Annotated in this window: 21 protein-coding genes; 13 read left to right on the forward strand and 8 right to left on the reverse strand. The window is 54.2% G+C overall.

All coding sequences use genetic code 11. The features are described 5' to 3' along the window. Positions 1–71: 71 nt before the first annotated feature. Entirely contained in the window at positions 72–758 is a 687-nt protein-coding gene (locus IT971_RS08625; RefSeq protein WP_063092898.1) for a GGDEF domain-containing protein, read from the reverse strand. Positions 759–907: 149 nt separating this feature from the next. Between IT971_RS08625 and IT971_RS08630 the strand changes: the two genes are divergently transcribed. Further along, positions 908–1,219 carry a DUF5818 domain-containing protein gene (locus IT971_RS08630; RefSeq protein WP_063092899.1) on the forward strand — a complete coding sequence of 104 codons (312 nt, stop codon included), beginning with the start codon at positions 908–910 and terminating at the stop codon, positions 1,217–1,219. A 39-nt stretch (positions 1,220–1,258) separates the two neighbouring features. On the opposite strand, the gene IT971_RS08635 is transcribed toward IT971_RS08630, so the two are convergent. The 3 genes from IT971_RS08635 to IT971_RS08645 all read right to left on the reverse strand — a co-directional run bounded on the left by IT971_RS08635 (position 1,259) and on the right by IT971_RS08645 (position 6,083). Next, positions 1,259–1,885 (reverse strand): SPOR domain-containing protein, encoded by a 627-nt coding sequence (locus IT971_RS08635; RefSeq protein ID WP_158526649.1) that lies wholly within the window; start codon positions 1,883–1,885, stop codon positions 1,259–1,261. Positions 1,886–2,041: 156 nt separating this feature from the next. After that, on the reverse strand, positions 2,042–4,303 hold the full coding sequence (locus IT971_RS08640; RefSeq protein WP_007089987.1) for a Lon protease family protein: 2,262 nt from the start codon (positions 4,301–4,303) through the stop codon (positions 2,042–2,044). Positions 4,304–4,640: 337 nt separating this feature from the next. Then, complete coding sequence (locus tag IT971_RS08645; RefSeq protein WP_063092901.1) at positions 4,641–6,083, reverse strand: PLP-dependent aminotransferase family protein; 1,443 nt, start codon at positions 6,081–6,083, stop codon at positions 4,641–4,643. Between the two features lie 139 nt (positions 6,084–6,222). On the opposite strand from IT971_RS08645, the gene IT971_RS08650 reads away from it, so the two are divergent. The 10 genes from IT971_RS08650 (at position 6,223) to IT971_RS08695 (ending at position 18,832) form a co-directional block, all read left to right on the forward strand. After that, a complete protein-coding gene (locus tag IT971_RS08650; RefSeq protein WP_231858556.1) occupies positions 6,223–6,447 on the forward strand; it encodes a DUF1127 domain-containing protein in 225 nt (74 codons plus the stop codon). Between the two features lie 116 nt (positions 6,448–6,563). Next, positions 6,564–7,532: a threonine dehydratase gene (locus tag IT971_RS08655; RefSeq protein WP_063092902.1), complete on the forward strand. Its 969-nt coding sequence runs from the start codon at positions 6,564–6,566 to the stop codon at positions 7,530–7,532. Next, the gene (locus tag IT971_RS08660) at positions 7,529–8,962 is read left to right on the forward strand and encodes a pyridoxal-dependent decarboxylase (RefSeq protein WP_063092903.1); all 1,434 of its coding nucleotides are present in this window, start codon (positions 7,529–7,531) and stop codon (positions 8,960–8,962) included. Before IT971_RS08655 ends, IT971_RS08660 begins: the two co-directional genes overlap by 4 nt. Positions 8,963–9,008: 46 nt before the next feature. Continuing rightward, positions 9,009–9,836, forward strand: coding sequence for a PhzF family phenazine biosynthesis protein (locus IT971_RS08665; protein ID WP_063092904.1), 828 nt, complete (start codon positions 9,009–9,011; stop codon positions 9,834–9,836). A 279-nt stretch (positions 9,837–10,115) separates the two neighbouring features. Continuing rightward, the gene (locus IT971_RS08670; protein WP_037988504.1) at positions 10,116–11,987 is read left to right on the forward strand and encodes an SLC13 family permease; all 1,872 of its coding nucleotides are present in this window, start codon (positions 10,116–10,118) and stop codon (positions 11,985–11,987) included. Positions 11,988–12,148: 161 nt separating this feature from the next. Then, on the forward strand, positions 12,149–13,354 hold the full coding sequence (locus tag IT971_RS08675; protein WP_063092905.1) for a phosphoserine transaminase: 1,206 nt from the start codon (positions 12,149–12,151) through the stop codon (positions 13,352–13,354). 143 nt (positions 13,355–13,497) lie between these two features. Beyond that, positions 13,498–14,664, forward strand: coding sequence for an ATP phosphoribosyltransferase regulatory subunit (locus IT971_RS08680; RefSeq protein WP_063092906.1), 1,167 nt, complete (start codon positions 13,498–13,500; stop codon positions 14,662–14,664). Between the two features lie 36 nt (positions 14,665–14,700). After that, the gene (locus tag IT971_RS08685; RefSeq protein WP_063092907.1) at positions 14,701–15,996 is read left to right on the forward strand and encodes an adenylosuccinate synthase; all 1,296 of its coding nucleotides are present in this window, start codon (positions 14,701–14,703) and stop codon (positions 15,994–15,996) included. A gap of 244 nt (positions 15,997–16,240) precedes the next feature. After that, entirely contained in the window at positions 16,241–18,346 is a 2,106-nt protein-coding gene (locus tag IT971_RS08690) for a serine/threonine-protein kinase (protein WP_223305074.1), read from the forward strand. Between the two features lie 9 nt (positions 18,347–18,355). Beyond that, entirely contained in the window at positions 18,356–18,832 is a 477-nt protein-coding gene (locus IT971_RS08695; RefSeq protein WP_007089976.1) for a hypothetical protein, read from the forward strand. Positions 18,833–18,930: 98 nt separating this feature from the next. Here the strand turns inward: IT971_RS08695 and rpoH are convergent, their stop codons facing one another. Next, entirely contained in the window at positions 18,931–19,797 is an 867-nt protein-coding gene (gene rpoH / locus IT971_RS08700; protein WP_007089975.1) for an RNA polymerase sigma factor RpoH, read from the reverse strand. A 111-nt stretch (positions 19,798–19,908) separates the two neighbouring features. Beyond that, positions 19,909–20,910, reverse strand: coding sequence for an RluA family pseudouridine synthase (locus IT971_RS08705; RefSeq protein WP_063092909.1), 1,002 nt, complete (start codon positions 20,908–20,910; stop codon positions 19,909–19,911). Between the two features lie 207 nt (positions 20,911–21,117). On the opposite strand from IT971_RS08705, the gene IT971_RS08710 reads away from it, so the two are divergent. Beyond that, entirely contained in the window at positions 21,118–21,483 is a 366-nt protein-coding gene (locus IT971_RS08710) for a hypothetical protein (protein ID WP_063092910.1), read from the forward strand. A 26-nt stretch (positions 21,484–21,509) separates the two neighbouring features. After that, a complete protein-coding gene (locus tag IT971_RS08715; protein WP_063092911.1) occupies positions 21,510–21,962 on the forward strand; it encodes a Mov34/MPN/PAD-1 family protein in 453 nt (150 codons plus the stop codon). On the opposite strand, the gene IT971_RS08720 is transcribed toward IT971_RS08715, so the two are convergent. Beyond that, positions 21,963–23,156: a glycosyltransferase gene (locus IT971_RS08720; protein WP_063092912.1), complete on the reverse strand. Its 1,194-nt coding sequence runs from the start codon at positions 23,154–23,156 to the stop codon at positions 21,963–21,965. Next, positions 23,153–23,653, reverse strand: coding sequence for a MarR family winged helix-turn-helix transcriptional regulator (locus tag IT971_RS08725; protein ID WP_007089970.1), 501 nt, complete (start codon positions 23,651–23,653; stop codon positions 23,153–23,155). The genes IT971_RS08720 and IT971_RS08725 overlap by 4 nt, the downstream gene beginning before the upstream one ends. Between the last annotated feature and the right edge of the window lie 394 nt (positions 23,654–24,047).

A 24,047-nucleotide genomic window follows, 5' to 3' on the forward strand; every position in this document is an offset into this window, starting at 1 on the left:
GGGCTGGTTTGTGTCACGTGACGCAGACGGGAACCGTATTTCAAACGACAATACTGACATCGCAGTCACTGTCAGGCGGCGTTGTGGCTGCTTTCGGAATGGGGGCGTTTTGCGTGTTTGTTGGCATACATTGCGTCATCTGCCTGCTGCAAAAGCTGTGTGATATCGCTTTTGCCACTATAGACGGTAAAGCCGAAGCTGGCTCGGATCGGAAGGGCTGCTCCCTGCCAAATTAGCGGGAAGCGCGATGTTGCTTTTTCAAGGTCACTTATCCGACGTTCTGCGACTTCGGGAATGCTGCCGACCAGCAGGATGGCAAATTCGTCACCACCAAAGCGGGCGACAAAATCATCAGCGCGTGTATGTGTGCGAAGGTTTTGGCCGAAATGGCGCAGGATGGCATCGCCAGCGGCATGGCCATGGTGATCATTGATCAATTTGAAGCCGTCAAGATCGGCAATGACCAGAATGCCGTTTTCCGGGTGACGGGCGGCACGTGCCATGGTTTCGCGAACACGACGCAGGAAACCGCGACGGTTATAGAGACCTGTCAACTCGTCGGTTTCGACCATTTGTTCAAGCTGTCGGATGCGGTTCTGCTGCTGGTCGAGACGATTTTGCATGTCGCGTGCAAGATCAACAAGTGTCGCAAATGCATCCGTGCTTTCGGCTTCAACTGTGGCACGGGTGTTAACATCCGTTCGCGGTTGAAACTCGTCAGCCAGTTTTTTCAGAAGCTCTAGATGAGAGTTGTTCATCTTTGATCTTGTTATCAATGACAATGCAAACTGAAACGCGTAAAACGTTTGACAGTATCCTTTTTAAAGTCCAGTGCGTTACAACATCATTAACGAAGAACGTAAGGTTTTGTGACGGCAGGAAACCGCACGAGCACAGGAGAACGATAATGAAAACCGGAATTGGCGCCGTGTCTGGCAAGTTTGCTGCGATCCTGGCTGCGGGAATGTTGATGTCGGCATGTTCGGCATTTCAGAAAGAAAACATGACCCTGACCGGGGAAATTACCGATAATGGCCGGGAATGCGTCACGTTTCGTGCGGATGACGGAACCCTTTATGCGCTGGCAAACAAGGCAAGCAGTTTCCGTCCTGGCGACAAGGTTCGGGTGACCGGCCATGGCGCGTTGATGACGACCTGCACCGAGGCCGAAACCCTGATCGTTGACAAGATTGTATTGCTGGGCGGTGATGCCAAATAGGACCGCTTCCGGTCGCAATCACACAACGTGAATGCGATTTTATTGATCATGCGTTGCAAAGCAATCCGTGCCGTCAGCCAAAAGCTGGCGGCATTGTTTTTCAGCGCTGGCAATATCAGCAAACCCGCCAAGGCGCAGCCGATGAAACGTTCCCTTGGTTCCGAGGTCTGTGGTTGAAAGGTTGCGGGGGTGGGATTGTGCCAGATCGGGATACCGGATCATGAAACTTGCCCAATAGGTTTGGGCACTGATCGTGTCGCGAAACGCACCAAGCTGGATCGCAAATGCGCCGTCGGTTCCGGCGGGGGAGACACTTGTCGCTGTCGATGTTGATGCCTGTGACGCACCGGTTTCGGGGATTAAAGGCGATATTGTCATATGCTGTGTGTTCGCGGATGCAGATGCAGATTTTGGCTGGGCGATGAGTGCTGGCGCAGGTTTTTCCATGATTGTGCGTTTTGCACCTGCGGCTCGCGATGGCGCGCGTTTGATACCTTGTTTTTCCATTCGATATTGCTCGGCAAGGCTTGGCCGATCTGTGTCTTCAAGTAAAACGGGGTCGCTTCGGATGGTGCCGGGCAGAAGGCTGAAAGGTTGATTGACCGGCGACGGGCTGCTGGTGTGAACGGGTAGATCGGTCGGTATGGCGTCCAGACCGGATTTCATTTCTTTGCTTGCGGGATGTGCTGTCTCGATATTTTGCGCCGTGACCTGACCCAGGCCCATGGTCAGAAAAAGACCGGCGGCAATGCATCCTGTCACGATACTGGCCAGTTTGGATCCGTATCGAACGCGAACAGGGGATGTCGCCGCCGGTATCATTTATTGTTCCGACCATGCCGGGAAGGCGTGGCGTTCGCGCAGGATGCGGTCATTCTGGCGCAGCCGTTCCATTGCCTTGCCATAAACGCTGTCGGCGGTGTACTGGCCTTCGGGATGATCGCCGCATGGCTTGCCGCTGAGCAATTCGATGGCGTCATTGATGTGTTCCACCGTCCAGATGTTGAACTTGCCCTGACGAATTGCCTGAACAACTTCCTCGCGCAGAACAACATTTTCCGCATTGGCCAGCGGGATGATCACACCCTGATCGCCGGTAAAGCCCTGATCGGCACAAATGCGATAAAATCCTTCGATCTTGTGCGAAATGCCCCCGACTGGCTGTGCCTGCCCGAACTGGTTCATTGATCCTGTTACACCGATATTCTGGCGCATCGGGATGTTGGAAATTGACGAAATGATCGCGCAAAGTTCGGCCATGGATGCCGAATCACCTTCGATCCCGCCATAGTTCTGTTCGAACGTCACGTTACAGGCAAAGGATAGGGGGAATTCCTGTGCAAAGCGGGATTTAAGGAACCCTTCGATTGTCATGACTGATTTCTGCTGCAATGGGCCAGACATATCGACCATGCGTTCGATGTTCAAAACGCCGAGGCTGCCGACATAGGAGCGTGCGGATACGCGTGCGGGCAAACCAAATGCGTGATCGCCATAATCGAGAACGGTCAGCGCGTTAACCTGCCCGACAACCGCACCATAGCTGTCGATCAGAATTTCGCGACGCTGAACCCGTTCATGGGATCGGTCTTCAAGTCGGCTGTTGCGATGACGGCGTTCTTCGATGGCGCGTCTGACATCGGCCGCCCGGATGCTGCTGCGTTTGTCGGTTTTGGCCAGTGCGCCGGCTTCGATGGCTACATCCTCGACCCGCTCGATCTGTGCGGTCAGTTTGTCACGTTCCCCGGCCCAGCGGGCCGCCTGACCCAGCAATTGGCGGATGGCCCCGTTATCAAGCGGGATGCCGGTACGTGACAATGCAGAATCACGCAGTAATCCGGTATAGATCGAAATGTTACGACCTGCGGCGGGCATGTCGGCATCGATGTCGGCCTTCACCCGGAAATGGTTGCGAAAATCAACATCCAGCGAGAAGAATGTATAGTAATATTTCGGTGCGCCGACGATCACGACCTTGACGTCAAGCGGGATGGGGCGCGGTTCCGGTGCACCGGCAGTTGGCGGGCCGGATTTATGGGTTTCCTCGATCCGGATTTCGCCATCACGAAGGGCTGCTTTCAGGAACGCCCAGCTGTCTTCGTGTTCGACCAGCGATTCCGCGCGCAAAACCAGAACGCCGCCATTGGCGCGATGCAGGGCACCTGGCTTGATCAGGCTGAAATGCGGGTGCATGCCACCTGCTACCGGGCGGTACTGGATTTGGCCAAACAGGTTATCATAGCTTGGGCTTGGTTCCAGAACGACATCAGGATGCTTGTCGCGCGAATGGTCGATCAGAAGATTGACCGCATAACGGTCATCGACGGTTTCGGGCATTTTGCCATCGCCGCTGTCGATGGCGGGCTGGTCGCTGGCTTCTTCGAACGCGTCGATATTATCCAGAATGTCTTTTTCAAGCGCTTCGAACCACGCCTTCATTCCCGGTGCGGTGAATTTGTCGCGGATTTTGCGAATGCGCGGCTTCAGAACGACCTTTGCGGCCCCGCGGCGAAGCGCATCAAGCGTGTCGGAAATCTGTTCTTCAAGATCGCGGGTCGAAAGCAGCGTCTTGCGGGCTTCTTCGGCGACTTCTTCAAATGCATCTTCGGCTTCGGCGCGGCGCTCTTTGGGGATTTCGTCAAGCGAAACGGGCTCGCCTTCTTCGTTCAGGGCGACGATCATCACGCCTTTTTCGTTTTCCTGAACATCCAGACCGCGTTCGCGGGCATATTCGCGCAAGGCGTCGAATTTTTCGCGCAGTTGTGCACGCGCTTCTTCCGTCTGGGTCTGGGTTTCGGTCAGGTGGGCTGGCGCGTTGAATGCGGATGCAAATGCCTCGCGCAGGTGCGATACCAGCGTTTCCATCGCATCGGCCAGTTTGCGGCCTTCACCGGCGGGAAGGGCATAAGGGCGCGGGCGATTGGTGCGGGAAAAGTTGTTCAGATATACCCAGTCCTGTGGTGCTGGGCGCTCTTCCATCGACTTTTTTAGATATTCGAGGGTTGCGGTCATACGACCAGCGCGATCAAGGCCCAGAACAAAGATGTTGAAGCCCGGCTCGGACATTGAAAGACCGAACTTCAATGCCTCTGCTGCTCGGTAATGCGATGAAAAAGCAAAAATTTCAGGAGACTGGTCTTTGTGTGGGCTGCGAATCCGGAAGTGGGGGAAGCCACAATCATCAGCGTCGAGGCGGGAAACTGGCATTTGCTGTCTTTCTGCTGCCCAAGAAGGATGTGATCAGGCAAGGACACCGATCACGAAATCTTATCTTGGAAGCAACGCGATAGGACGGTCAAGAGCAGCTTGTCGATTTTGCGATATGGGCGTCCCGGGAATTGATGATGCGATGGTGTAATGCCTCGTGCAGCTATTATCAAACCGCAACCAAAAGGCGTTTCAGTCATGGACAAAAAACGTTTTACATCACGACCGTATTGCCAAACTCGCTGGTTTGCAGCAGGCGTTCGACAATCTGAACGCCGTGACGCAGACGTTCGGTCGATTTTTCGGCCCCGAAACAAAGCCTTAGCCCGCGTTGTGGATGCCCGACCGAAAACTGCTGTGCTGCGGTCAGAAGCACACCGTTATTGGCCGCATTCATGACCAGTTCACCCGGATCGATATGGTCGGGCAGATCAAGCCAGATATGATAGTTGGTCGGATGAAACCGGACATTGTAGCCCTTTAGCGTGCCCAGAATGATCGAAAGCCGTCTTGCGGCTTCTTCACGATGCCAGGCTTCATATCGTTTGAGGCTGCCATCTTCGATCAGGCGTAAAACAAGTTCCAGATTGATGGCCGATACCATCCAGCAGGTTGATCGAATGGCGCTTGCGAGTTTGGCGATCATTTCGCTTGGGGCGTGGATATAACCGACGCGAAGACCGCCGCCGATGCTTTTTGAGACCCCGTCCAGATAGATGCTGCGTTCCGGCGCAAAGCATGAGAGCGGCGGTGGCGCATCGGGATTGAGGAAGTGATAGATGCCATCCTCGATCAAAAGCAGATCATATTTGCGCAGAATTTCAGCGATTTCCATGCGTCGCTGTTGGCTCATGGTGCAGCACAGCGGATTGTGCAGGGTTGGCATCAAATAAATGGCGCGCGGGCTTTGTGTCCGGCAAAGGGTTTCAAGAACATCCGGAATGATGCCTTCGTCGTCCATGGCAACACCACGCAGACGGAATTGCAGCAGATTTGCAAGGCTGCGCAGGTTCGGATAGGTCAGTTCTTCGCACAGGACCAGATCGCCTGGTCGTACGGTTGCCAGCAATGAAACCGTCATGCCGTGCTGAACGCCTGCGGTTGGCAGAACACGTTCCGGATTGTCATCCAGTCCGAGTGCACCGGCCATTGAGGCAAGGGCGCGCCGGTGGCCCGGCATGCCATATTCCGACTTGTAGGTGATCATGTCATCCAGAGGGGTACATTTGGCGACATCAATCAGGACATTGCGAATATGGTCTTCGCGCGGGGGGAGGGGGCAATTCATGCGGAAATTGACCGGCCCGATATCCTCGTCATCATCATTTGCCGTTTCGCGGGCCATTTTCCCGATATTGTTACTGAAGTGTCCCGGTGCGGGAACCGTCACCGCCATATCCAGTTCGCTTTGTAAATTGCCCAGCACATATGTGCCGCGTCCGACTTCGCCAGCAACAAGCCCCAGTCTTTCCGCCTCGCGGTAGGACCGCGTAATCGTGCCGACTGTAACGCCAAGGTGATAGGCAAGGTCGCGATGGGTGGGAAGACGGTCGCCGGGTTTGAGTGACCCGTCATCAACCGCGCTGCGGATGGCGTGTGCGATCCGTCGATAAACAGGGCCGCTGCCGCCTTCGATGTTTGGAAACCATATTGTCATGGTGACAATGTTTAAATTGACACAATGTCAAAGTCAATGACAAAACAAAATAGGTACAATTAATCGACAGGAGGAAGTGATGGTAAATTGTAACGATACAATCCGGGTTTCCGAACTCAATATCAAAGGAAACGTACAGATGAACACCAAAGGCGCTGTCAAGGCGACTGACTGGCGTTCTGCTGTTGCCGGCATCGCTGTCTTCGTCGTCGAATATCTTCGCGTCTGGCAGGAACACGCACGCGACCGCAGAATGTTGGAAAAGCTTGATGATCACCTTCTGAAGGATATCGGAATGACGCGATCCGATCTGGATCACGAATTGTCAAAGCCGTTTTGGACAGGGTTCCCCCCGCGCAACTAGATTATGTTGCGCCGAACGGAGGTTCACGCTCCCTCGTGCCTCCGTTCGAACCCTGTCTGAAATTGTCCCGATGAATATCATTCGATTGTACTGATGAACTATCCGAAAGGGTGACAATGTCGCTGTTTACCGAAAAGGAGCTTCGCGAAGCTGCGTCTTATGTCCACCAATATGTGGCTCCGACGCCGACAATACGCTGGCCGTTGCTGGATCGGGCGACTGGATTGTCCCTGCATGTGAAGCATGAAAACCATACCCGCCTTGGTGCGTTCAAAATTCGTGGCGGGCTGACATTTTGTCGTTATCTGAAAAATTCCATCGGAGTGTCGCGGGGCATCATAAGTGCCACGCGTGGCAATCACGGCCAAAGTCTGGCACATGCCGCCAGTCAGTCGGGCCTTTCGGCAACCATTATTGTTCCGCGCGGCAACTCGGTTGAAAAGAACGCAGCGATGCGGGCTTGGGGTGCCGAGGTCATCGAGCATGGCGACGATTTTCAGGATGCTGCGGAATATGCAGGCCAATATGCCGCTGCCGAAGATTTGGTGATGGTGCCGCCCTTTCACCCGGAACTGGTGCGCGGCGTTGCATCATACGGGCTGGAACTGTTTGATGCGGTCAGAAAGCTTGACCGGATTTACGTGCCGATTGGCATGGGGTCGGGCATCTGTTCGTTGATTACAGTGCGCGATGCTCTGGGCCTTGATACCGACATTATCGGTGTTGTCGCGACGGGGGCAGATGCCGTGCTGCAATCCTTCCGGGCGGGCAAGGTGATTACAACACCAACCGCGAATACGTTTGCAGATGGCGTTGCCTGTCGCAGTCCTGATCCGGCAGCGTTCGCAATCATCAAAGACGGCGCGTCAGATATTGTTGCGGTAAGCGATGATCAAATCCGCGATGCCATGCGCCTTTATTTCAGTTCCTGCCACACCCTTGCCGAGGGTGCGGGGGCGGTATCACTTGCCGCGGCGATTGCAGATCACGAACGCAATATCGGCAAGAAGACAGCTGTCATTCTGAGTGGTGCGAATATCGACCGGACCGACTATGCCCGTATCCTGAACGGAGATACCCAATGAGCCGCCCGTTAAATCGTGCCGACAGCAGCCCCACTGCGACGACGGTGCGTCATCTGATGTTTGATGATCTTGAACAGCTTGACCAGATCCTGGCAGCAACCAGCGATATGGCACGCGACTTTGTTCAGGGTGCTGACGACATGGATGTGACCTGCCGCGACTTTTCTGCCTTTGATCCCTCGCGCCCGATGCCGGGGCAGGGTCGCGGTACGCTTGATGCGTTGCGGGCAGCGAAGGAGGAAATTCTGCCGCTGCTCGCCGCATCAATCGGTCCCCGTTATCTTGGTTTTGTGACCGGCGGCACGACACCGGCCGCCCTTGCCGGTGATTGGTTGACAGGCGCAATCGATCAGAACGCAACCGGCCCCGAGGGCAGCGTTACGGCAGCAGTTGAAGAACAGGTGATCAACTGGCTTTGCGAGATGGCCGGGCTACCCCACGGGCGTTTTGATGGTGTACTGACAACGGGTGCGACCGTATCGAACCTTTTGGGGCTTGTTGCCGGGCGCCAATGGTGCGGTCAGCAGATCGGCGTTGATGTTGACGCCGACGGGGCGAGTGTGCTGCCAGGTTTTGAAATATTTGCCGCAAGCCCGCATGCCAGCATGATCAAGGATTTGTCCGTCACCGGGATTGGTCGCAATAGCTTTACCAAGGTTGCAACCCGACCGGGGACCGAGGAAACCGATATCACCGATCTTAAAAACCGCCTTGCGACCAGCACGGCCAAGGCCAAGCTGGTTATCGCGTCTGCGGGCACGGTGAATGCGACTGATTTCGATGATCTGATCGCGATTGCCGATTTGTGTGCGGCTTATGGGGCGTGGCTGCATGTTGATGCGGCGTTTGGCATGTTTGCCGCCCTTGATGATCGGCGCGCCCATTTTCTAGCAGGACTTGATCGGGCAGACTCTATCACCTCAGATGGTCATAAATGGCTGAATGTTCCGTATGATTGCGGGATTTTCCTGACCCGGCATATCAGTGTGCTTGAAACCTGCTGCCGGGCGTTTGCGCCGTATTTGCAGACGGATGCGGTTGGAAATATGTATATCAATCGCGGGGTGGAAAATTCCCGCCGGTTCCGGGCTTTGCCGCTTTGGCTGGCGATGGTCGCCTATGGACGTGACGGTTTTGCCGGGATTGTTCGGGCGAACTGCGATCAGGCTGTTAATCTGGCGCAATGGGTGCGTGGTCATGACCGGCTTGAATTGCTGGCCGATCCCAAACTTAACGTGACCATGTTTACCGGCCCGGGCAGCGATGATGATAATCGTGGCTTGCTGTCGCGTATCAATGCGACTGGAAAACTGTTCATGACGCCAACGATCTATGGTGGACGGTTCGGGTTCCGTGCGGCGTTCAGCAACTGGCGCATGCGTGATCACGATTTGCAAATCGTCAAGGATGCGATTGACAGTGTACTGTAAAGGCGCTGTTTTCCAAGTATCAAAGACCATTCAGGATAAAAGACGAATGAAAACGCTTCCGATTTACCAGATTGATGCTTTTACCAACCGGATGTTTGCCGGTAATCCGGCGGCAGTCGTGCCACTTGATGGCTGGTTGCCCGAGGTGGTCATGCAAAATATTGCGATGGAAAACAATCTGTCGGAAACGGCTTTCGTGGTGAAGCTTGATCCGGCAAAGAATGACGGGGCTGATTTTCATATCCGATGGTTCACACCAACGGTCGAAGTGCCGCTTTGTGGTCACGCGACGCTGGCGAGTGCGTTTGTCATTTTCAATATGCTGGGTTTTGACGGTGATTTAATACGATTGCAAAGTGCCAGCGGCATTCTGACCGCGCGGCGCGATGGTGATGCGATTGTACTTAATTTCCCCAAGCAATCGATTGCTCCTGATGATGTTCCGGCGCATGTTCTTGCCGCCATATCCGACGCAGCCCCGCGGGGGACTTTCCGTGTTACCAGCCGGGATACCGATTTTGTCGTGGTTTATGACGATGCATCGGTGGTGCGGAACATGAAACCGGATATGTCGGCATTAGGGAAACTTGCCGAACGCGGCGTAATCGTTACCGCACCAGGTGATCAGCCGGGCATTGATATGGTATCGCGGTATTTCCTGCCCGCCCTTGGTATCGATGAAGACCATGTAACCGGCTATATGCATTGTGTTGTTGCGCCATATTGGGCGGAACATAGCGGTAAATCCAATGTGGTCGGGTATCAGGCGTCCAAGCGTGGCGGGATCGTTGATTGTACGATTGATGGGGAACGCGTCCATCTGAAGGGCAATGCGCTTTTGTATCTTAAGGGTGAGATTTATCTGCCTGATTGACGTCGGACAGACTGTCGAAAAGCGATCGTTGCAATGGCGGGCAGGGCACAACACTGTCCGCCATTTTTATGGCAAAATACCGGGTTTTGGTGATCTGGCAGGGTTGCGCGGTCTAACCACTATCGCGCAGGGCCGCGATCCGACGTTTGATTTTTATTGACCTCTTGCGGGGGCTTTCGTCTAAGTAAGGGCAAAATACGACTTCCGGGGAATGGACGGGCGTTTTGAATAGCCTGCCACAACCCCGTATAAAAGCGCTGTTGCAGGGGAAGATAGATCGTGATCGATAGTGTTGTCGCCAGTTCTGCGACGCCATTGCAGATGTGGGTGGTTCTGGCGCTGGTCGCCGGATCGCTGGTCCTGTATGGGCTGGAGCGCATATCGCTTGAGCTGACCAGCATGGCGCTGATTGCCACTTTGCTGCTGTTCTTCAATTTCTTCCCGTTGCCCGATGCCGATGGCAACAACCTGCTTGATGCGGGCGCGCTGATGTCTGGGTTTGCCAACCCGGCCTTGCTGACTGTGCTTTCATTGTTGGTCGTCGGGCAGGGCATGGTGCTGACCGGCGGGGTCAGTTATATCGCTGGTCTGATTACCGAACATGGTGGCAAGAATGCCTCGATGGCGATTTTTGTCGGGTTGTTTGTCGTGATGCTGATGTCGGCATTCCTGAACAACACCCCGGTCGTTGTTATCTTTATACCAATCATTCAGGCGCTGTCGGAGCGTATTCAGCGTTCGCCCAGTGCATTGATGATCCCGTTGTCTTACGTCGCCATTCTGGGCGGGATGACGACCCTGATCGGGTCTTCGACCAACCTTCTGGTATCAAGCTCGTTGATCGAACTTGGCATGCCAGCACTCGAGTTTTTTGAATTTACGGTGATTGGCAGTGTGCTGGCGCTGGTGGGCTTTGTCTATGTGCTGTTCGTCGCGCCCCGCCTTTTGCCCGCGCTGGCATCGATGCGCAGCAAGCTTGCCAACCCCGATAGCAGTGGCAAACAATTCATCGCCCAGATTACGGTCGGCCCGGCGTCTCAGATGATCGGTACCCGTCCTGTGGCCGGGTTCTTTAAAGACCTGCCCAATATTACGATCCAGATGATTGTTCGGCGTGAACATGCCGATCTGCCGCCGTTTGACGAAGACATGGAAATTCAGGCAGGTGACGTTCTTGTCGTTGCAGCCACGCGCAAGGCCCTGACCGAGGCGCTGCAAAAAGATCCGGGCCTTCTGCATGCGGAAGCCGCGGCCGTCCATGAAGGCGGTGAAGAAATCCCGCAGAAATCGACCCAGCTTCTGGCCGAGGTCATGCTGCCGCCAGGATCGCGTCTGATCGGTTTTAACCTTGAACAGATCGGTTTCCGCTATCAGTACAAATGCCTTGTCCTTGGCATTCAGCGCCGTTCGCGCATGATCCGCACGCAGATGACCGAAATCCGCCTTGAAGCCGGTGACGTTCTTCTGGTGCAGGGGCGGTCCGAGGATGTTGAAGCCCTGCGTACCATTCGTGATGTGGTTTTGCTGGAATGGTCGACCCGTACCTTGCCGCGCCCGTTCCATGCCCGTCGTGCCGCGGCCATTTTCCTTGGTGTGATTGCGGTGGCGGCGACCGGTCTGGTGCCGATCATGGTTTCAAGCTTTATCGGTGCGGCGCTTATGATTGCATCTGGTGCGCTTAACCTGCGTCAGGCAGCACGCGCGATTGACCGGAAGATCGTGCTGCTGGTGGCGGCTGCCCTTGCCCTTGGTAATGCCTTGCAATTGACCGGCGGGGCGGAATTCGTGGCCGATCAGTTGCTAGCGGCAACGCGCGGGGCACCGGCACCGGTGATTTTGTCGCTGTTCTTCCTGATTGTTGCGGTGTTTACCAATGTTCTGTCGAACAATGCCTGTGCTGTTCTGTTCACGCCAATCGGGATCGGCATGGCCCAGAATCTCGGGGTTGAGCCGCATATCTTTGCCATTGCGGTGGTGATGGCGGCCAACTGTTCATTTGCATCGCCGGTGGGGTATCAGACCAACCTTCTGGTGATGGGGCCGGGGCATTACCGATTTGTCGATTTCCTGCGCGCCGGGACGCCGTTGATCATCATTCTGTGGCTGGCGTTCAGTCTGTTCGCGCCTTGGTATTACGACATTCCGTTCTGATCTGAAATGCCTGTGCGCGATTGGCTGATCTGTCATGCAAATGCGTGCAGTTATAATGCGCCAAAGGCGTTTGACTTTTGGGCGTGCCGCAATAGGATCGGGCTCCGATTTTGACGCAGAATAGTGCGCCTGCACCGTTCGATTATCTCAGGAATATGCCGATGGCCCAGAATGCCAATGTAACCGCCAATTCCACTGATGCCTTTGCCAAACCAAACCAGCGCCCCGCAAGCCCGAATTTTTCGTCGGGCCCGTGCAAAAAACGTCCGGGCTGGTCGGCAGATGCGCTTGATACCCGTGTTCTTGGCCGGTCACATCGTTCCAAATTCGGCAAGGAACGCATGGAAGAGGTCATTGATCGTTCGCGTGCGATCCTGAACCTGCCTGATGATTATCTGCTTGGGGTTGTTCCGGCGTCCGATACCGGTGCGGTGGAAATGGCGTTGTGGTCACTTTTGGGGCCACGCGGCGTTGATATGCTGGCATGGGAAAGCTTCGGGTCGCTTTGGGTGACCGATGTTTTAAAACAGCTAAACCTGCCTGATGTTCGGGTCATGGAAGCCGGTTATGGCAAGTTGCCCGATCTTGGTGCGGTTGATTTCGACCGGGACGTTGTCTTTACCTGGAACGGCACGACAGCCGGTGTGCGGGTGCCAAATGGCGACTGGATCGCATCGGACCGCAAGGGTTTGACAGTTTGCGATGCGACATCGGCGATTTTTGCGATGGAACTGCCTTGGGACAAGCTCGACGTTGTAACCTATAGCTGGCAGAAAGTTCTGGGTGGCGAGGGTGGTCATGGCATCATTATTCTGAGCCCGCGTGCCGTTGAACGCCTTGAAAGCCATAATCCTGCGTGGCCGATGCCGAAAATATTCCGCATGACCAAGGGCGGTAAACTGATTGACGGCATTTTCCGTGGGGAAACGATCAATACCCCATCGATGCTGGTGGTTGAGGATGCCATTGACGCCCTGAAATGGGCCGAAGATATCGGCGGTCTTGACGGTTTGCTGAAACGCACCCGTCAGAATCGCGCCCATCTTGATGAATGGCTTGCCAAAAGTGATTGGGCGGCTGATTTGTCGGAAAAGCCGGAAACGGCGTCCAATACATCAATGTGCATCAAGATTGTCGATCCATGGGCGTTATCATTGCCATCGGAAAAGCAGGCAGCATTGCCCAAACGCATTTCGCAGATCCTTGAGGCCGAAGAAATCGCAATGGATATCAATGGCTATCGCGATGCGCCTCCGGGCTTGCGGATTTGGGGTGGTGCGACGGTGGAACCCAGTGATGTCAAGGTGTTGCTGCCGTGGCTTGATTGGGCATATGCGACGGTCAAAGCTGAAATTCAGGCTGGCTGATCAGCATTTCGTAAGTATTATTTGCGTCTTCGGGGGTTTTCCCGTTGCCCTGTCCGGAACAAAGCGTTAGTAACCGCTACCGGATATATAGATCAGGCACGACCTGAACCGATTTTGCGCGCCTTGTCCGGAAAGCACACATAATGACCGAACTTGCCAGGAAAGCTCTTTTGCCCGCCGGCCTTCAGGATGTTCTGCCTGGAATCGCTGCACGGGAAGCTGACATCCGTGAAAAGCTGATGAGCAGTTTCGCACATGCGGGCTACGACCGGGTCAAGACGCCGCTGGTCGAATTCGAAGAGAGCCTTCTGGAGGGTGCAGCGCCGGAACTAGCCACCCAGACTTTCCGCCTGATGGACCCGGTGTCGCACCGGATGATGGGTGTTCGTTCCGACATGACCCCGCAGGTTGGCCGTATTGCGGCAACCCGCCTTGGCGATGCGCCGCGTCCGTTGCGTCTTTCCTATTCCGGCGATGTATTGCGGATCAAGGGCACACAGTTGCGCCCGGAACGCCAGTTTGCCCAGGTCGGGGCGGAACTGATTGGTGTATCCAGCGCCGCAGCAGATACCGAGATCGTGTTGCTGGCGCTTGAGGCGTTGGAACATGTCGGTTTGCCGGATGTTTCCGTTGATCTGAATTTGCCGACCCTGCCGGTCCGTTTGTTTGATGCCTTTGGTGTTGCAGCCGATGATCGCGAAACGCTGATCGCGGCCCTTGAACATCGCGATGTCGCAGCGGTCAAAGCTGTTAGTGGCAATGTGACCGATGTGCTGGTGGCCCTGCTTGAAGCCGCCGGTCCGGCGCAGGCAGCATTGCCGAAGCTTAAAAAGCTTGAACTGCCGTTAGGCGCATCTGAGGAATTGCATCGTCTGATCGAAGTTGCCGAACGTATTCTGGCATCCGATCTTGATGCGGCCTTGACCATTGATCCGGTTGAAATGGCCGGTTTCCGGTATCAGACCGGTGTCAGCTTTACCCTGTTTGCCAAACATGTTCGCGGTGAATTGGGGCGTGGCGGTCGTTACCGTGCGGGTGGTTCGGGCGGCGAGGCCGCAACCGGCATGTCGCTTTTTATGGATACGATTTTGCGCGGCCTTGCCGATGTAAAGCCGGTTGAACGGGTTTATTTGCCGTTAGGCACGCCGCAGCGCGAAGCGCGCCAATTGCGCAAAGACGGCCACTATACTGTGGCGGCACTTGAAGGTGCCGCCGAAGCCAAAACAGAAGATGCGGCGCGCAAGGAAGCACGCCGCATGGGATGCAGTTTCATTTATCTTGGCGGCCAGATCGTGCCGCTGGGTGCGTAACCCAGAACCATTTCTTATCGCGCAAGGAGTTTTGCGATGACCAATGTTGCCGTGATCGGTTCCCAATGGGGGGACGAGGGGAAAGGCAAGATCGTCGACTGGCTGTCCGAACGGGCAGACGTCGTTGTGCGTTTCCAGGGCGGTCATAACGCCGGTCATACTTTGGTGATCGACGGAACGACCTATAAGCTTAGCCTTCTGCCGTCGGGTATTGTTCGCAAGAACAAGCTGTCGGTTATCGGTAACGGCGTTGTCGTTGATCCGTGGGCGCTTCTGACCGAGATTGACCGCCTTAAAGGGCAGGACGTTGAAATCACGCCGGAAAACCTGCGCGTTGCAGAAAATGCCTGTCTTATTCTGCCGTTGCACGGCAATCTGGACAAGGCACGCGAAGCCGCGGCAACCGGCAACAACAAGATCGGTACCACCGGTCGCGGGATCGGCCCGGCATATGAAGACCGCGTTGGTCGCCGTGCGATCCGCGTTGGCGATCTGGCCGATGTCGAACTTCTTGAAGCCAAGGTCGAAAACCTTCTGACCCACCACAATGCGCTTTTGCGCGGTCTGGGTCAGCCGGAAGTCGATGGTGCGGAACTGCTTGCGCAGCTTAAGGAAATCGCACCGAAAATCCTGCCGTTCTCGGACACAGTCTGGAAATCGCTTAACCAGTTCAAGGAAGCCGGTCAGCGTATCCTGTTTGAAGGCGCGCAGGGCACGATGCTTGATATCGATCATGGCACGTATCCGTTTGTGACCTCGTCCAATACGGTTTCGGGACAGGCTGCTGCCGGTTCTGGTATGGGCCCGTCGGGGGTCGGTTATGTTCTGGGGATTACCAAGGCATACACCACACGTGTCGGCGAAGGCCCGTTTCCGTCCGAACTGTTTGACGCGGACGGCGAACGTCTTGGCGAACGCGGTCATGAATTCGGTGTTGTCACCGGGCGTAAACGTCGTTGTGGCTGGTTTGATGCGGCCCTTGTCCGTCAGTCGGTCAAGGTTAACGGCATCACTGGTATCGCATTGACCAAGCTGGATGTTCTTGACGGGTTCAAGGAAATCAAGATCTGTACCGGCTATGACATTGATGGCAAAATCTATGACCATCTTCCCGCCAACCAGCGTCTTCAGGCCAAAGCCAAACCGGTTTATGAAACCATTGAAGGCTGGTCTGAAACCACGATGGGCGCGCGCAGCTGGGCCGATCTTCCAGCTTCGGCGATCAAATATGTTCGCCGTATCGAAGAGCTGATCGAGGCACCGGTTGCGTTGCTGTCGACCAGTCCGGAACGCGATGACACCATTCTGGTTCATGACCCGTTCAGTGCGTGATCCCGTGCATGAATGAAAATGCAAAAAGCCACCGGTTTTTCCGGTGGCTTTTTCCGTTTAAGACTAATGATTTGGCAGATCATACCCTTATGCCCCGCTTGGATAACGGCTTGCTCCGTTTTGCTATCGGCAGTATCGTTTCGGCAGATCAGAGGACGGGCTGAAACTGCTTTCCAGGTAGGGAGGGGCAGGGCACGGATCCTCCAACAAAGAAAAACCGGGGCTCATGGCACAAGAAGCGGAAATGCAGAAACAGGATGTTTCCGACGGCGCTGACGAACAGGCTGCCGCAGTGGAGCAACAGGATTCCAGAGCCCCTGAGCCAGCCGTCAGGGACGGGGAGCCTTCTGCCCGTGCTGGCGGGCGCAGTGTCGAAGTCGGTAATTTTCGCGTGTTTTCGGATCTGCGATTGCCCGAATATGACATGGGCAGTTGCAAGGCCTATGCCGCCGATAACCTGCGCCGCGAAGAGGGCGGAGCCTTTGCGCTTGTGACCGACCCGACAGTTCCGACGCGCCATGATTTGATGCGGTTTTTGACGGGCGTTCATATCGGGGGACAGATTGATCTTCTGGATTACGAGATCGTTCACTGGCCGCTGTATGAACGAAATACAATGGTACTTTTCTATGAAAAACCCGCAGGTGGCCGTGTTCTTGTCCCGGGAGAAAAGCAACGAAAGATTGATGAGCACGACTTTGCCAAGGTTGTCATCGAACCCTTGATGAATGTCTTGCAGGCCGTCGCGGACAAAGGGATGACCCATCGCAATATTCGGGCAGATAACTTGTTTTTTGGCGACCCTATGTCTGAAAAGGTTGTGGTTGGAGATTGCTGTTCGGCCCCGGCAGGGTTCAACCAGCCGCTTGTTTACGAAACCATATCGCGTATGACGGCCGATCCGGCCGGTCGCGGTTTGGGCTCGGTGCTTGACGATCTTTATGCCTTGGGGATGACGATTGCCGCCCTTGGCATTGGACATACACCACTCGAGAAACTGCGCGAACAGGACATCATTGATGTAAAATTGTCCAAAGGATCGTTCCAAGCAGTTGTTATGAACGAAAAACTGCCGCTTGTGCTGATCGAGCCTGTGCGGGGACTTTTGTGTGATGATCCGCAAGAACGTTGGGGATTTGCCGAGTTGCATGCCTGGATCGACGGGCGTCGGGCAAAACCGGTGCAATCCAATACCGAACGTCGTGCGGCACGTTCGCAGAATATTTCAGGCAAGGATTATTATACCGCGCGGTCGTTGGCGCAGGGGATTTCCAAGAACTGGGTCAATTCGCTTGCGCCATTGCGCGACGGGACCGTGGAAATATGGTTGCGGCGCGGGCTTGCCGATAATGATCGTGCCAAGCATATGGCAGAAGCGATCCGGCAACTGCAGTGGGCTGGCGCAGACAAGCGAGCGGCGGAAGATATCCTGATCGCCAAATCAATCATCATTCTTGATCCATCTGGCGCGATCCGTTTCAAGGGCTTTTCGGCGATGGTCGACGGGCTTGGCAGCATGTTGTCCTATGATGTTCAGCATGGTCGCGGGCCACAGCGTTTTTCCGATGTCGTCGTGCGGGATATTCCGTCATTCTGGTTTGGACGCCAAGTCGGATACAGCCCGGAAATTCAGAAGCTTCAGCAGGCATATAAAAACCTGCGATACTATATCCAGCAGCAAAGTGCGGGTTATGGCTATGAACGCTGCCTTTATGCCATTGTGCGTAACCAGCATTGCCTGAGCCCGATGATTGAAAAAGATTATGTTGTAGATATCTCGCAGCTTTTACCCGCGCTTGAAAAAGCGGCGGCGGACCTGCCCGAAGATAGCTGGCCGGTGGATCGTCATATCGCGGCTTTTATCGCAACCCGTCTTGAAGACGACGTCGAGGCACAGCTTCTGGCATTGCAAAATCCTTCAGATGAAGTCGAATACAGTCGCGCAATCATTAGCATGCTGGCACTTGTGCAATGGCGGCATGGGCCTGATAATCTGCAAAATCTGTCGCACTGGGTGGCCCGTTTGATGGAACCCGCAGTCAAGGTGTTTCACAGCAAGGCACGTCGGGAACGTGTTGAACACGAAATTCCGAAACTGGCCAAGCGCGGCAATCTTGTCGAACTGTACAACCTGATTAATGACGAGCAGGAACGCCGGAAGGATCAGACCGAATTCATCACCGCGGTCGAGGAATATTCCGAAGCAGAAAGCGAGGTTTTTGACCTTGAATCATCAGGCCCCGCACGACTTGAACTGGCAGAAAAAGTTGGCCAGCAGGCAGCAGCCTTTGCGTCGACCATGATTGCGCTGCTGACGGTTTCGGCGCTATTTCTGATGCATATGTGGTAGGGGACAGGAATGGCGAGACAATCAGGCGGCCGTAAAAAGAAAAGCGCATTTTCCGGTTTGTCGGTGGTGGCTTCTGCCGTGCTTTTGTTCATGGTTGCGCTGCCGACATTCATTACCCTGGCGGTTGGATTGTTACCATCAATGGTGGCGTTCATGTTTGACCGCAGCCAAGGGCGCACCATGTCGCGCTGCATTTTTGGTCTGAATTTTTCAGGGGTTGCACCCTATATCATGGAAATCTGGCAGCAGGGCGGGCAGACGGCCAGTGTGGCAACTCAGGAAATTTTCCAACCCGTTGCCCTGTCGATCATGTATGGCTCGGCCGGTCTTGGATGGCTTTTGTATCTGGCGATGCCACCGATTGTCGCCAATGTGCTTAATCTTTCGGCCCAGCGCCGTGTTTCTGAATTGCGTAAAAGGCAGCGTGGTTTGATCAAAACCTGGGGCGACAGCCTGATCAAGGAAATCGACCGTTCAGGCAGTTAATCCGCAACCGAATCACAAACCATCGACCAATAAAAAAAGCGGCGGACAATTTGTCCGCCGCAGTCATGTTGGTTGGTTAACGAGGGTAAGCAAGGCACTCACATTGGCAGATCAGTGTGGATCGATTTGCGTACTTTTTCAAAGGCCCGAACTTCAATCTGACGAATGCGTTCGCGCGATATTCCGTATGCGACGCTCAGATTTTCAAGCGTTACAGGTGAATCGAGCAGGCGGCGCTGGGTCAGGATGTCACGTTCACGTGCATTCAGGTGTGACATCGCACTTTTCAGCAGATTCATGCGCTGGACAAATTCCTCGCGCTTGCCATACAGGGTTTCCTGATCTTCATCTTCGCTTTCGATCCAGTCGACCCATTCGCCGTCACCATCAATACGCACTGGCGCATTCAATGAGTGATCCGGCCCCGCGAGACGGCGGTTCATCATGATCACGTCATCTTCGGTGACGTTAAGTTTTGTGGCGATGAATTCGACCTGTTCCGGTCGCAGATCGCCTTCGTCAATCGCCTGCATCTGGCTTTTGAGTTTCCGAAGATTGAAGAAAAGTTTTTTCTGGGCGGCAGTGGTACCCATTTTCACCAGCGACCAGGAATGCAGGATATATTCCTGAATTGCGGCGCGGATCCACCACATCGCATAAGTCGCAAGGCGGAAACCTTTGTCCGGGTCAAAGCGCTTGACCGATTGAAGCAGGCCCACATTGCCTTCGGAGATCAGTTCGTTTATCGGAAGTCCGTAACCGCGATAGCTCATGGCTATCTTGGCAACCAGCCGCAAATGACTTGTAATCAGCTTTTCTGCGGCAGTTGCATCATCATTGTCACGGAATTCACATGCAAACGTCGTTTCCTGTTCAGGTGTAAGCATGGGGTAACGGCGGATGCGCTGCAAATAGACTGTCAGACCATCTTGGGAGATGATTGGAAGTGCATTTCCCTGTTTCATTGAAGCCTCCCGTTGCGCTTCGTATAAAGTGCGGTTTATCCCCTAGCACTTATTGAAAGGTATACGGGAGTATTAGGTGTCGTCAATAAAAATTAGACCAAAAAGGTTAGGTCAAACTATCCCAATGGGTAGGTCTAGGCAGGTGATGAGTTCCTGTAGGTCTTCCGGGAGGGGGGCTTTGGTGAGGACGTAATTCCCTGTTTTTGGGTGTAAAAATCCCAGTGTTCTGGCATGTAGCGCCTGTTTTTCAAAGCCCGTCAGGACCTCGTGCACATGCTTGCTGAACTTCTGGGTAAGTTTGCTTCTACCGTAAACTGGATCACATATAAGTGAGTGACCAAGATGGGTCATGTGAACGCGAATTTGATGTGTTCTGCCAGTCAAAAGCCTGCATTCAACAAGAGATGCCAACGAGTCGTCGCGTTTTGCCAAAACCTTGTAACGCGTAAGGGCCGGTTTTCCCCCATTTCGAAGTACCGCCATCTTCTTTCTATTGCGCGGGCTTCGGCCGATATTTCCCTCTATGACGCCTTCGATTTGGCGCGGGACACCCCAAACAACGGCGATATAAGCGCGTTCGATATTTTCCTTATCCTCGGAAAACAGGGTCGAAAGTGCCCGATGGGTTGCATCGTTCTTCGCGACCACCATTGCCCCACTGGTGTCTTTGTCGAGCCGGTGCACGATACCCGGGCGCTTCACGCCGCCGATCCCCGACAGGCTTTCACCACAATGGGCCAGCAAAGCATTGACCAATGTACCGCTTTCATTGCCCGCAGCAGGATGAACAACCATCCCCGCGGGTTTATTGATCACCAGCAGATCGTCGTCTTCATAAAGGATATCGAGCGCGATTTTTTCGGCGATTGGGTCGGCCGCCACTGCGGGTGGGATTTCAAGCGCAAAGCGGTCGCCACTTTTTACCTTGTGTGACATCTTGGCGATCGGCGTGTCATTCAGCAGCAGATGTCCGTTCTCAATCAGGCTTTTGATGCGCGAACGGGATTGCTCGGGCCATGCGGTTGCCAGAACCTTGTCAAGCCGCGCTCCCTCGTCAGCGGGAGAGGCAATATATTCAAGATGTTCGGTGTTCAAGCCGCTATCCATATTCATATCTGCTGCTATTCTGGCCTGCTATGACCGTCACTGTCCGTTAAAGGGCGGTTTTAATCGCTTACTGATGAAATGCAATCCCGCTTTGCAAACTTGCAATTGGCTTCTCTTGTCGCTATGGCCTTCAATATCGTCCTGTCAGGCCTGTTGTGATCATAGCGTGGCGCAAGACAGGGGCATTCTATCAACTTATCAATCGGAAATGTGATGCGCGTTATCAAGATTCTGGTCGCTTTTATGGGAGTGCTGATCGTTGCGGGCGTCGCACTTGTGGTTTATGGCCTGTCGCGTCAGGAAGATGGCAGCGTTGCATCCAATGCACCTAAGCTATCCGCGCCGATTGCTGGGCCGTTTGAGACGCCAACAGATACAGGCCCACGATCCGCAACACAGATCGCACCGTTCGGAACGATCAATGTTGATTTGGCACCGGGGGAGACCTTGGTTGATTTTTCCCGTCAGGGAACAGAGGCAACTCTTCGTCTTGAGGGACGCCAAGGAAGCCGTCTGGTGATTGTTTCTTTGCGTGACGGCGCTATTCTTGGGCAGATTTTACTGGTGGAGCCGCAATAAGCACCGCTTAAACTGATGGTGGTTTGATGATCGACGCGGGTAAAATCATAAAACTGCGGACAGGTTTGCTGGCAGAGATTTCAGATATCGCAGCTGCGGCATGGCCGGAGGAATGCTGTGGTCTATTGATTGCCGACGCGGAAAGTCCCGAAGTTATTCTGCGTTTTGTTGCCTCACGCAATGTCGCCATCGATCGCCAAAAAACATTCGAAATTGATCCGCACGTTCTGATTGCGACGCATCGATCGGTTCGGCAACGCGGAGAGGCGATTATCGGATGCTATCATTCACATCCGAATGGCGATTGCCAGCCATCGAAAACCGATTTGTCTCGCGCCGAAGAAGCCGGTTTTCTGTGGCTGATTTTCGCCACTGGCAAAAACGGGGTTGATGAGTGGCAGCTATATCGCCGGATGCCGGAACGTGCCGATGACACAGCACCGCGTTATTTCAAAGCTTGTGATATCGCCGAGGCCTGATCATTGCTTTGCCATGCGTTCGATCAGGCCAGTCTGCTTTTCAAGTGATTGCTGAAGCGCGAAGTTTTGCGTGATTGTCCGGCGCGCCAGCTGGCGTATTTCGCGAAGCCTGTCAGGATTGGCCAATGCTTCGACCATTGTGCTGGCAAGTTGGTCTTCATTCCAGAAGCCACACATTAATCCATTCCTGCCATGACGAATGATATCGCGGCAGGGGCCTGTGTCCGATGCGATCACCGGCGTTCCGCATGCCATGGCTTCAAGTACCGACCATGACAAAACAAACGGATATGTCAGATAGACATGGGCCGAACTGATCTGGAACAGACGGATCAGCTGATCGTGGGGGATTTGCCCCAGAAAGACGATGCGAGAGGGATCCATACCGGTTTCAGCCATCATCGCATCACGCCATTTCTGGCCGTCGGCGCGCGGCGTTCCATAACTGACGCCATCCCCCCCGGCGATGACAAAGGTTACATCGGGGTTGTGCCGGGCCAGCTTGGCAGCGGCACGCATGAATTGTGGAAAGCCGCGATAGGGTTCGAGATCGCGTGCAACATAGGTCACTATCGGATCGCCATGTCGCAGCACACGACCATCGGGCAGGCGAAGCAGTGCCTTGTCGTCCGGACGGCAACGATGGATATCGATGCCATCGTGGCAAATACCGATCTTGTTATGGAAGCTTTGCGGAAAGGCGGCTTTCTGCCATGCCGTGGGGCTGATCCCGGTGTCTATTGCTTCCAGACTTGAAAGCTGTGCGCTGTTGCGCAGCCGCAGTTGTGTGCGTTTTGCCAAGGTCACCGTTTCTGTCGGGTCAAAGCCGACATCGCGACCTTCGGCGTGGTAAAAATGTTCGCAATAGCCCACCAGTGGCGTTTTGCGCAGGACATCGCGCGCAAACATCATGCTGCCCCAGCCGATATGTCCGTAAACGATGTCGGGTGGGCCTTCCTGTGCGACGAGTGAATCAAGTGTTGTCGCCGCATGCATGCCGATCTGCTGGTGATATTGCGGAAATGGGGTCGCAGGCGGTGGCGGAGTTGCCCGCTGACGCAGGACGCGAATGCCGGGAAGCTGTACGTTCATTGCTTCGCAAAGGAAGGAAACCTGCCATCCGGCATTTGCCAGATGACAGGCCAGGTGAACAAATTGTCCCGGTCCATGGCGGTGGACAAAGACAATTTTCATCGGCGACTGCGAAGCTCGTGTGTCATAACGCCACTTGTGACGGGGACACCGCCATACCGAAGGGTCTGTGTCCAGAATTCCTCCAGGCGACGCAAAGTTCGAAGTGCCGTTTCCATTTCCTGCTGGTCCTGCAGGTCATTGGTCAGTGCGTTGTGATATTCTTCGTGAAATTCATGCAGGGATTCACAAAGTTCGTGCCCCTTGCGCGTCAGTTTTATTCTGGCAGACCGTCGGTCACGGGCCATGACATGTCGTTCGACATAGCCCGATTCAGCCAGCTGTTTCAGATTATAGGATGCATTCGATCCCATATAGTGGCCGCGATCCAATAGATCACGTACCGACAGTTCATCGTCGCCGATGGTAAACAGCAACGCGACTTGTGCGGGGCTGATGTCATCTTTGCCGAGTCGAATAAGATCTACACGAAGCAGATCAGCAAAACGCCGATAAATACGCTCGACGGTATTTGCAAGTTCAAGATGAGTGACGGTCATGTTGTTTGATCCGTTATCTGGTCCCAAGCGAGAGTTGATGCCATGGCCTTTCGACCAAGGCAGGCCTTTCGTGTGGGGAAGATAACAGGACGTTGCTCTTGAACGATTTTTCCGCACGCCCAATTCTTCCCTCAGTTTGCTCGTAATTTCGAAGTAATTTCAAAGTATTTTTATTTTAAAATTACTTCGTATTCTTCTGTTTTTACATTGTCAGATCATGAACATGAGATCGACATATTTGATTTTATTGTAGATCATCATGACATCGCAACTATGTGATTAGATTGCGGAAAAACTATGACTTTTGGCTGATTGGATGAAAATCAATGCATTTTGGTCGTAAAAACACGCCAAAAACCGCAGAAAGCAAAGCTGTCAGACCATCTCTGGATGC

Origin of the sequence: Thalassospira sp. B30-1 (genome assembly GCF_015767575.1) — a bacterium.
Lineage (GTDB): Bacteria > Pseudomonadota > Alphaproteobacteria > Rhodospirillales > Thalassospiraceae > Thalassospira > Thalassospira xiamenensis.

Excerpts from the sequence above, each read along its gene's own strand:
- IT971_RS08705 (WP_063092909.1), bottom strand. The coding sequence starts at position 20,910 with ATGAATATGGATAGCGGCTTGAACACCGAACATCTTGAATATATTGCC.
- IT971_RS08625 (WP_063092898.1), bottom strand. The coding sequence starts at position 758 with ATGAACAACTCTCATCTAGAGCTTCTGAAAAAACTGGCTGACGAGTTT.
- IT971_RS08675 (WP_063092905.1), top strand. The coding sequence starts at position 12,149 with ATGGCCCAGAATGCCAATGTAACCGCCAATTCCACTGATGCCTTTGCC.
- IT971_RS08650 (WP_231858556.1), top strand. The coding sequence starts at position 6,223 with ATGAACACCAAAGGCGCTGTCAAGGCGACTGACTGGCGTTCTGCTGTT.
- IT971_RS08715 (WP_063092911.1), top strand. The coding sequence starts at position 21,510 with ATGATCGACGCGGGTAAAATCATAAAACTGCGGACAGGTTTGCTGGCA.
- IT971_RS08630 (WP_063092899.1), top strand. The coding sequence starts at position 908 with ATGAAAACCGGAATTGGCGCCGTGTCTGGCAAGTTTGCTGCGATCCTG.
- IT971_RS08680 (WP_063092906.1), top strand. The coding sequence starts at position 13,498 with ATGACCGAACTTGCCAGGAAAGCTCTTTTGCCCGCCGGCCTTCAGGAT.
- IT971_RS08655 (WP_063092902.1), top strand. The coding sequence starts at position 6,564 with ATGTCGCTGTTTACCGAAAAGGAGCTTCGCGAAGCTGCGTCTTATGTC.
- IT971_RS08720 (WP_063092912.1), bottom strand. The coding sequence starts at position 23,156 with ATGAAAATTGTCTTTGTCCACCGCCATGGACCGGGACAATTTGTTCAC.
- IT971_RS08660 (WP_063092903.1), top strand. The coding sequence starts at position 7,529 with ATGAGCCGCCCGTTAAATCGTGCCGACAGCAGCCCCACTGCGACGACG.
- IT971_RS08695 (WP_007089976.1), top strand. The coding sequence starts at position 18,356 with ATGGCGAGACAATCAGGCGGCCGTAAAAAGAAAAGCGCATTTTCCGGT.
- IT971_RS08725 (WP_007089970.1), bottom strand. The coding sequence starts at position 23,653 with ATGACCGTCACTCATCTTGAACTTGCAAATACCGTCGAGCGTATTTAT.
- IT971_RS08645 (WP_063092901.1), bottom strand. The coding sequence starts at position 6,083 with ATGACAATATGGTTTCCAAACATCGAAGGCGGCAGCGGCCCTGTTTAT.
- IT971_RS08665 (WP_063092904.1), top strand. The coding sequence starts at position 9,009 with ATGAAAACGCTTCCGATTTACCAGATTGATGCTTTTACCAACCGGATG.
- IT971_RS08690 (WP_223305074.1), top strand. The coding sequence starts at position 16,241 with ATGCAGAAACAGGATGTTTCCGACGGCGCTGACGAACAGGCTGCCGCA.
- rpoH (WP_007089975.1), bottom strand. The coding sequence starts at position 19,797 with ATGAAACAGGGAAATGCACTTCCAATCATCTCCCAAGATGGTCTGACA.
- IT971_RS08635 (WP_158526649.1), bottom strand. The coding sequence starts at position 1,885 with ATGAAATCCGGTCTGGACGCCATACCGACCGATCTACCCGTTCACACC.
- IT971_RS08710 (WP_063092910.1), top strand. The coding sequence starts at position 21,118 with ATGCGCGTTATCAAGATTCTGGTCGCTTTTATGGGAGTGCTGATCGTT.
- IT971_RS08685 (WP_063092907.1), top strand. The coding sequence starts at position 14,701 with ATGACCAATGTTGCCGTGATCGGTTCCCAATGGGGGGACGAGGGGAAA.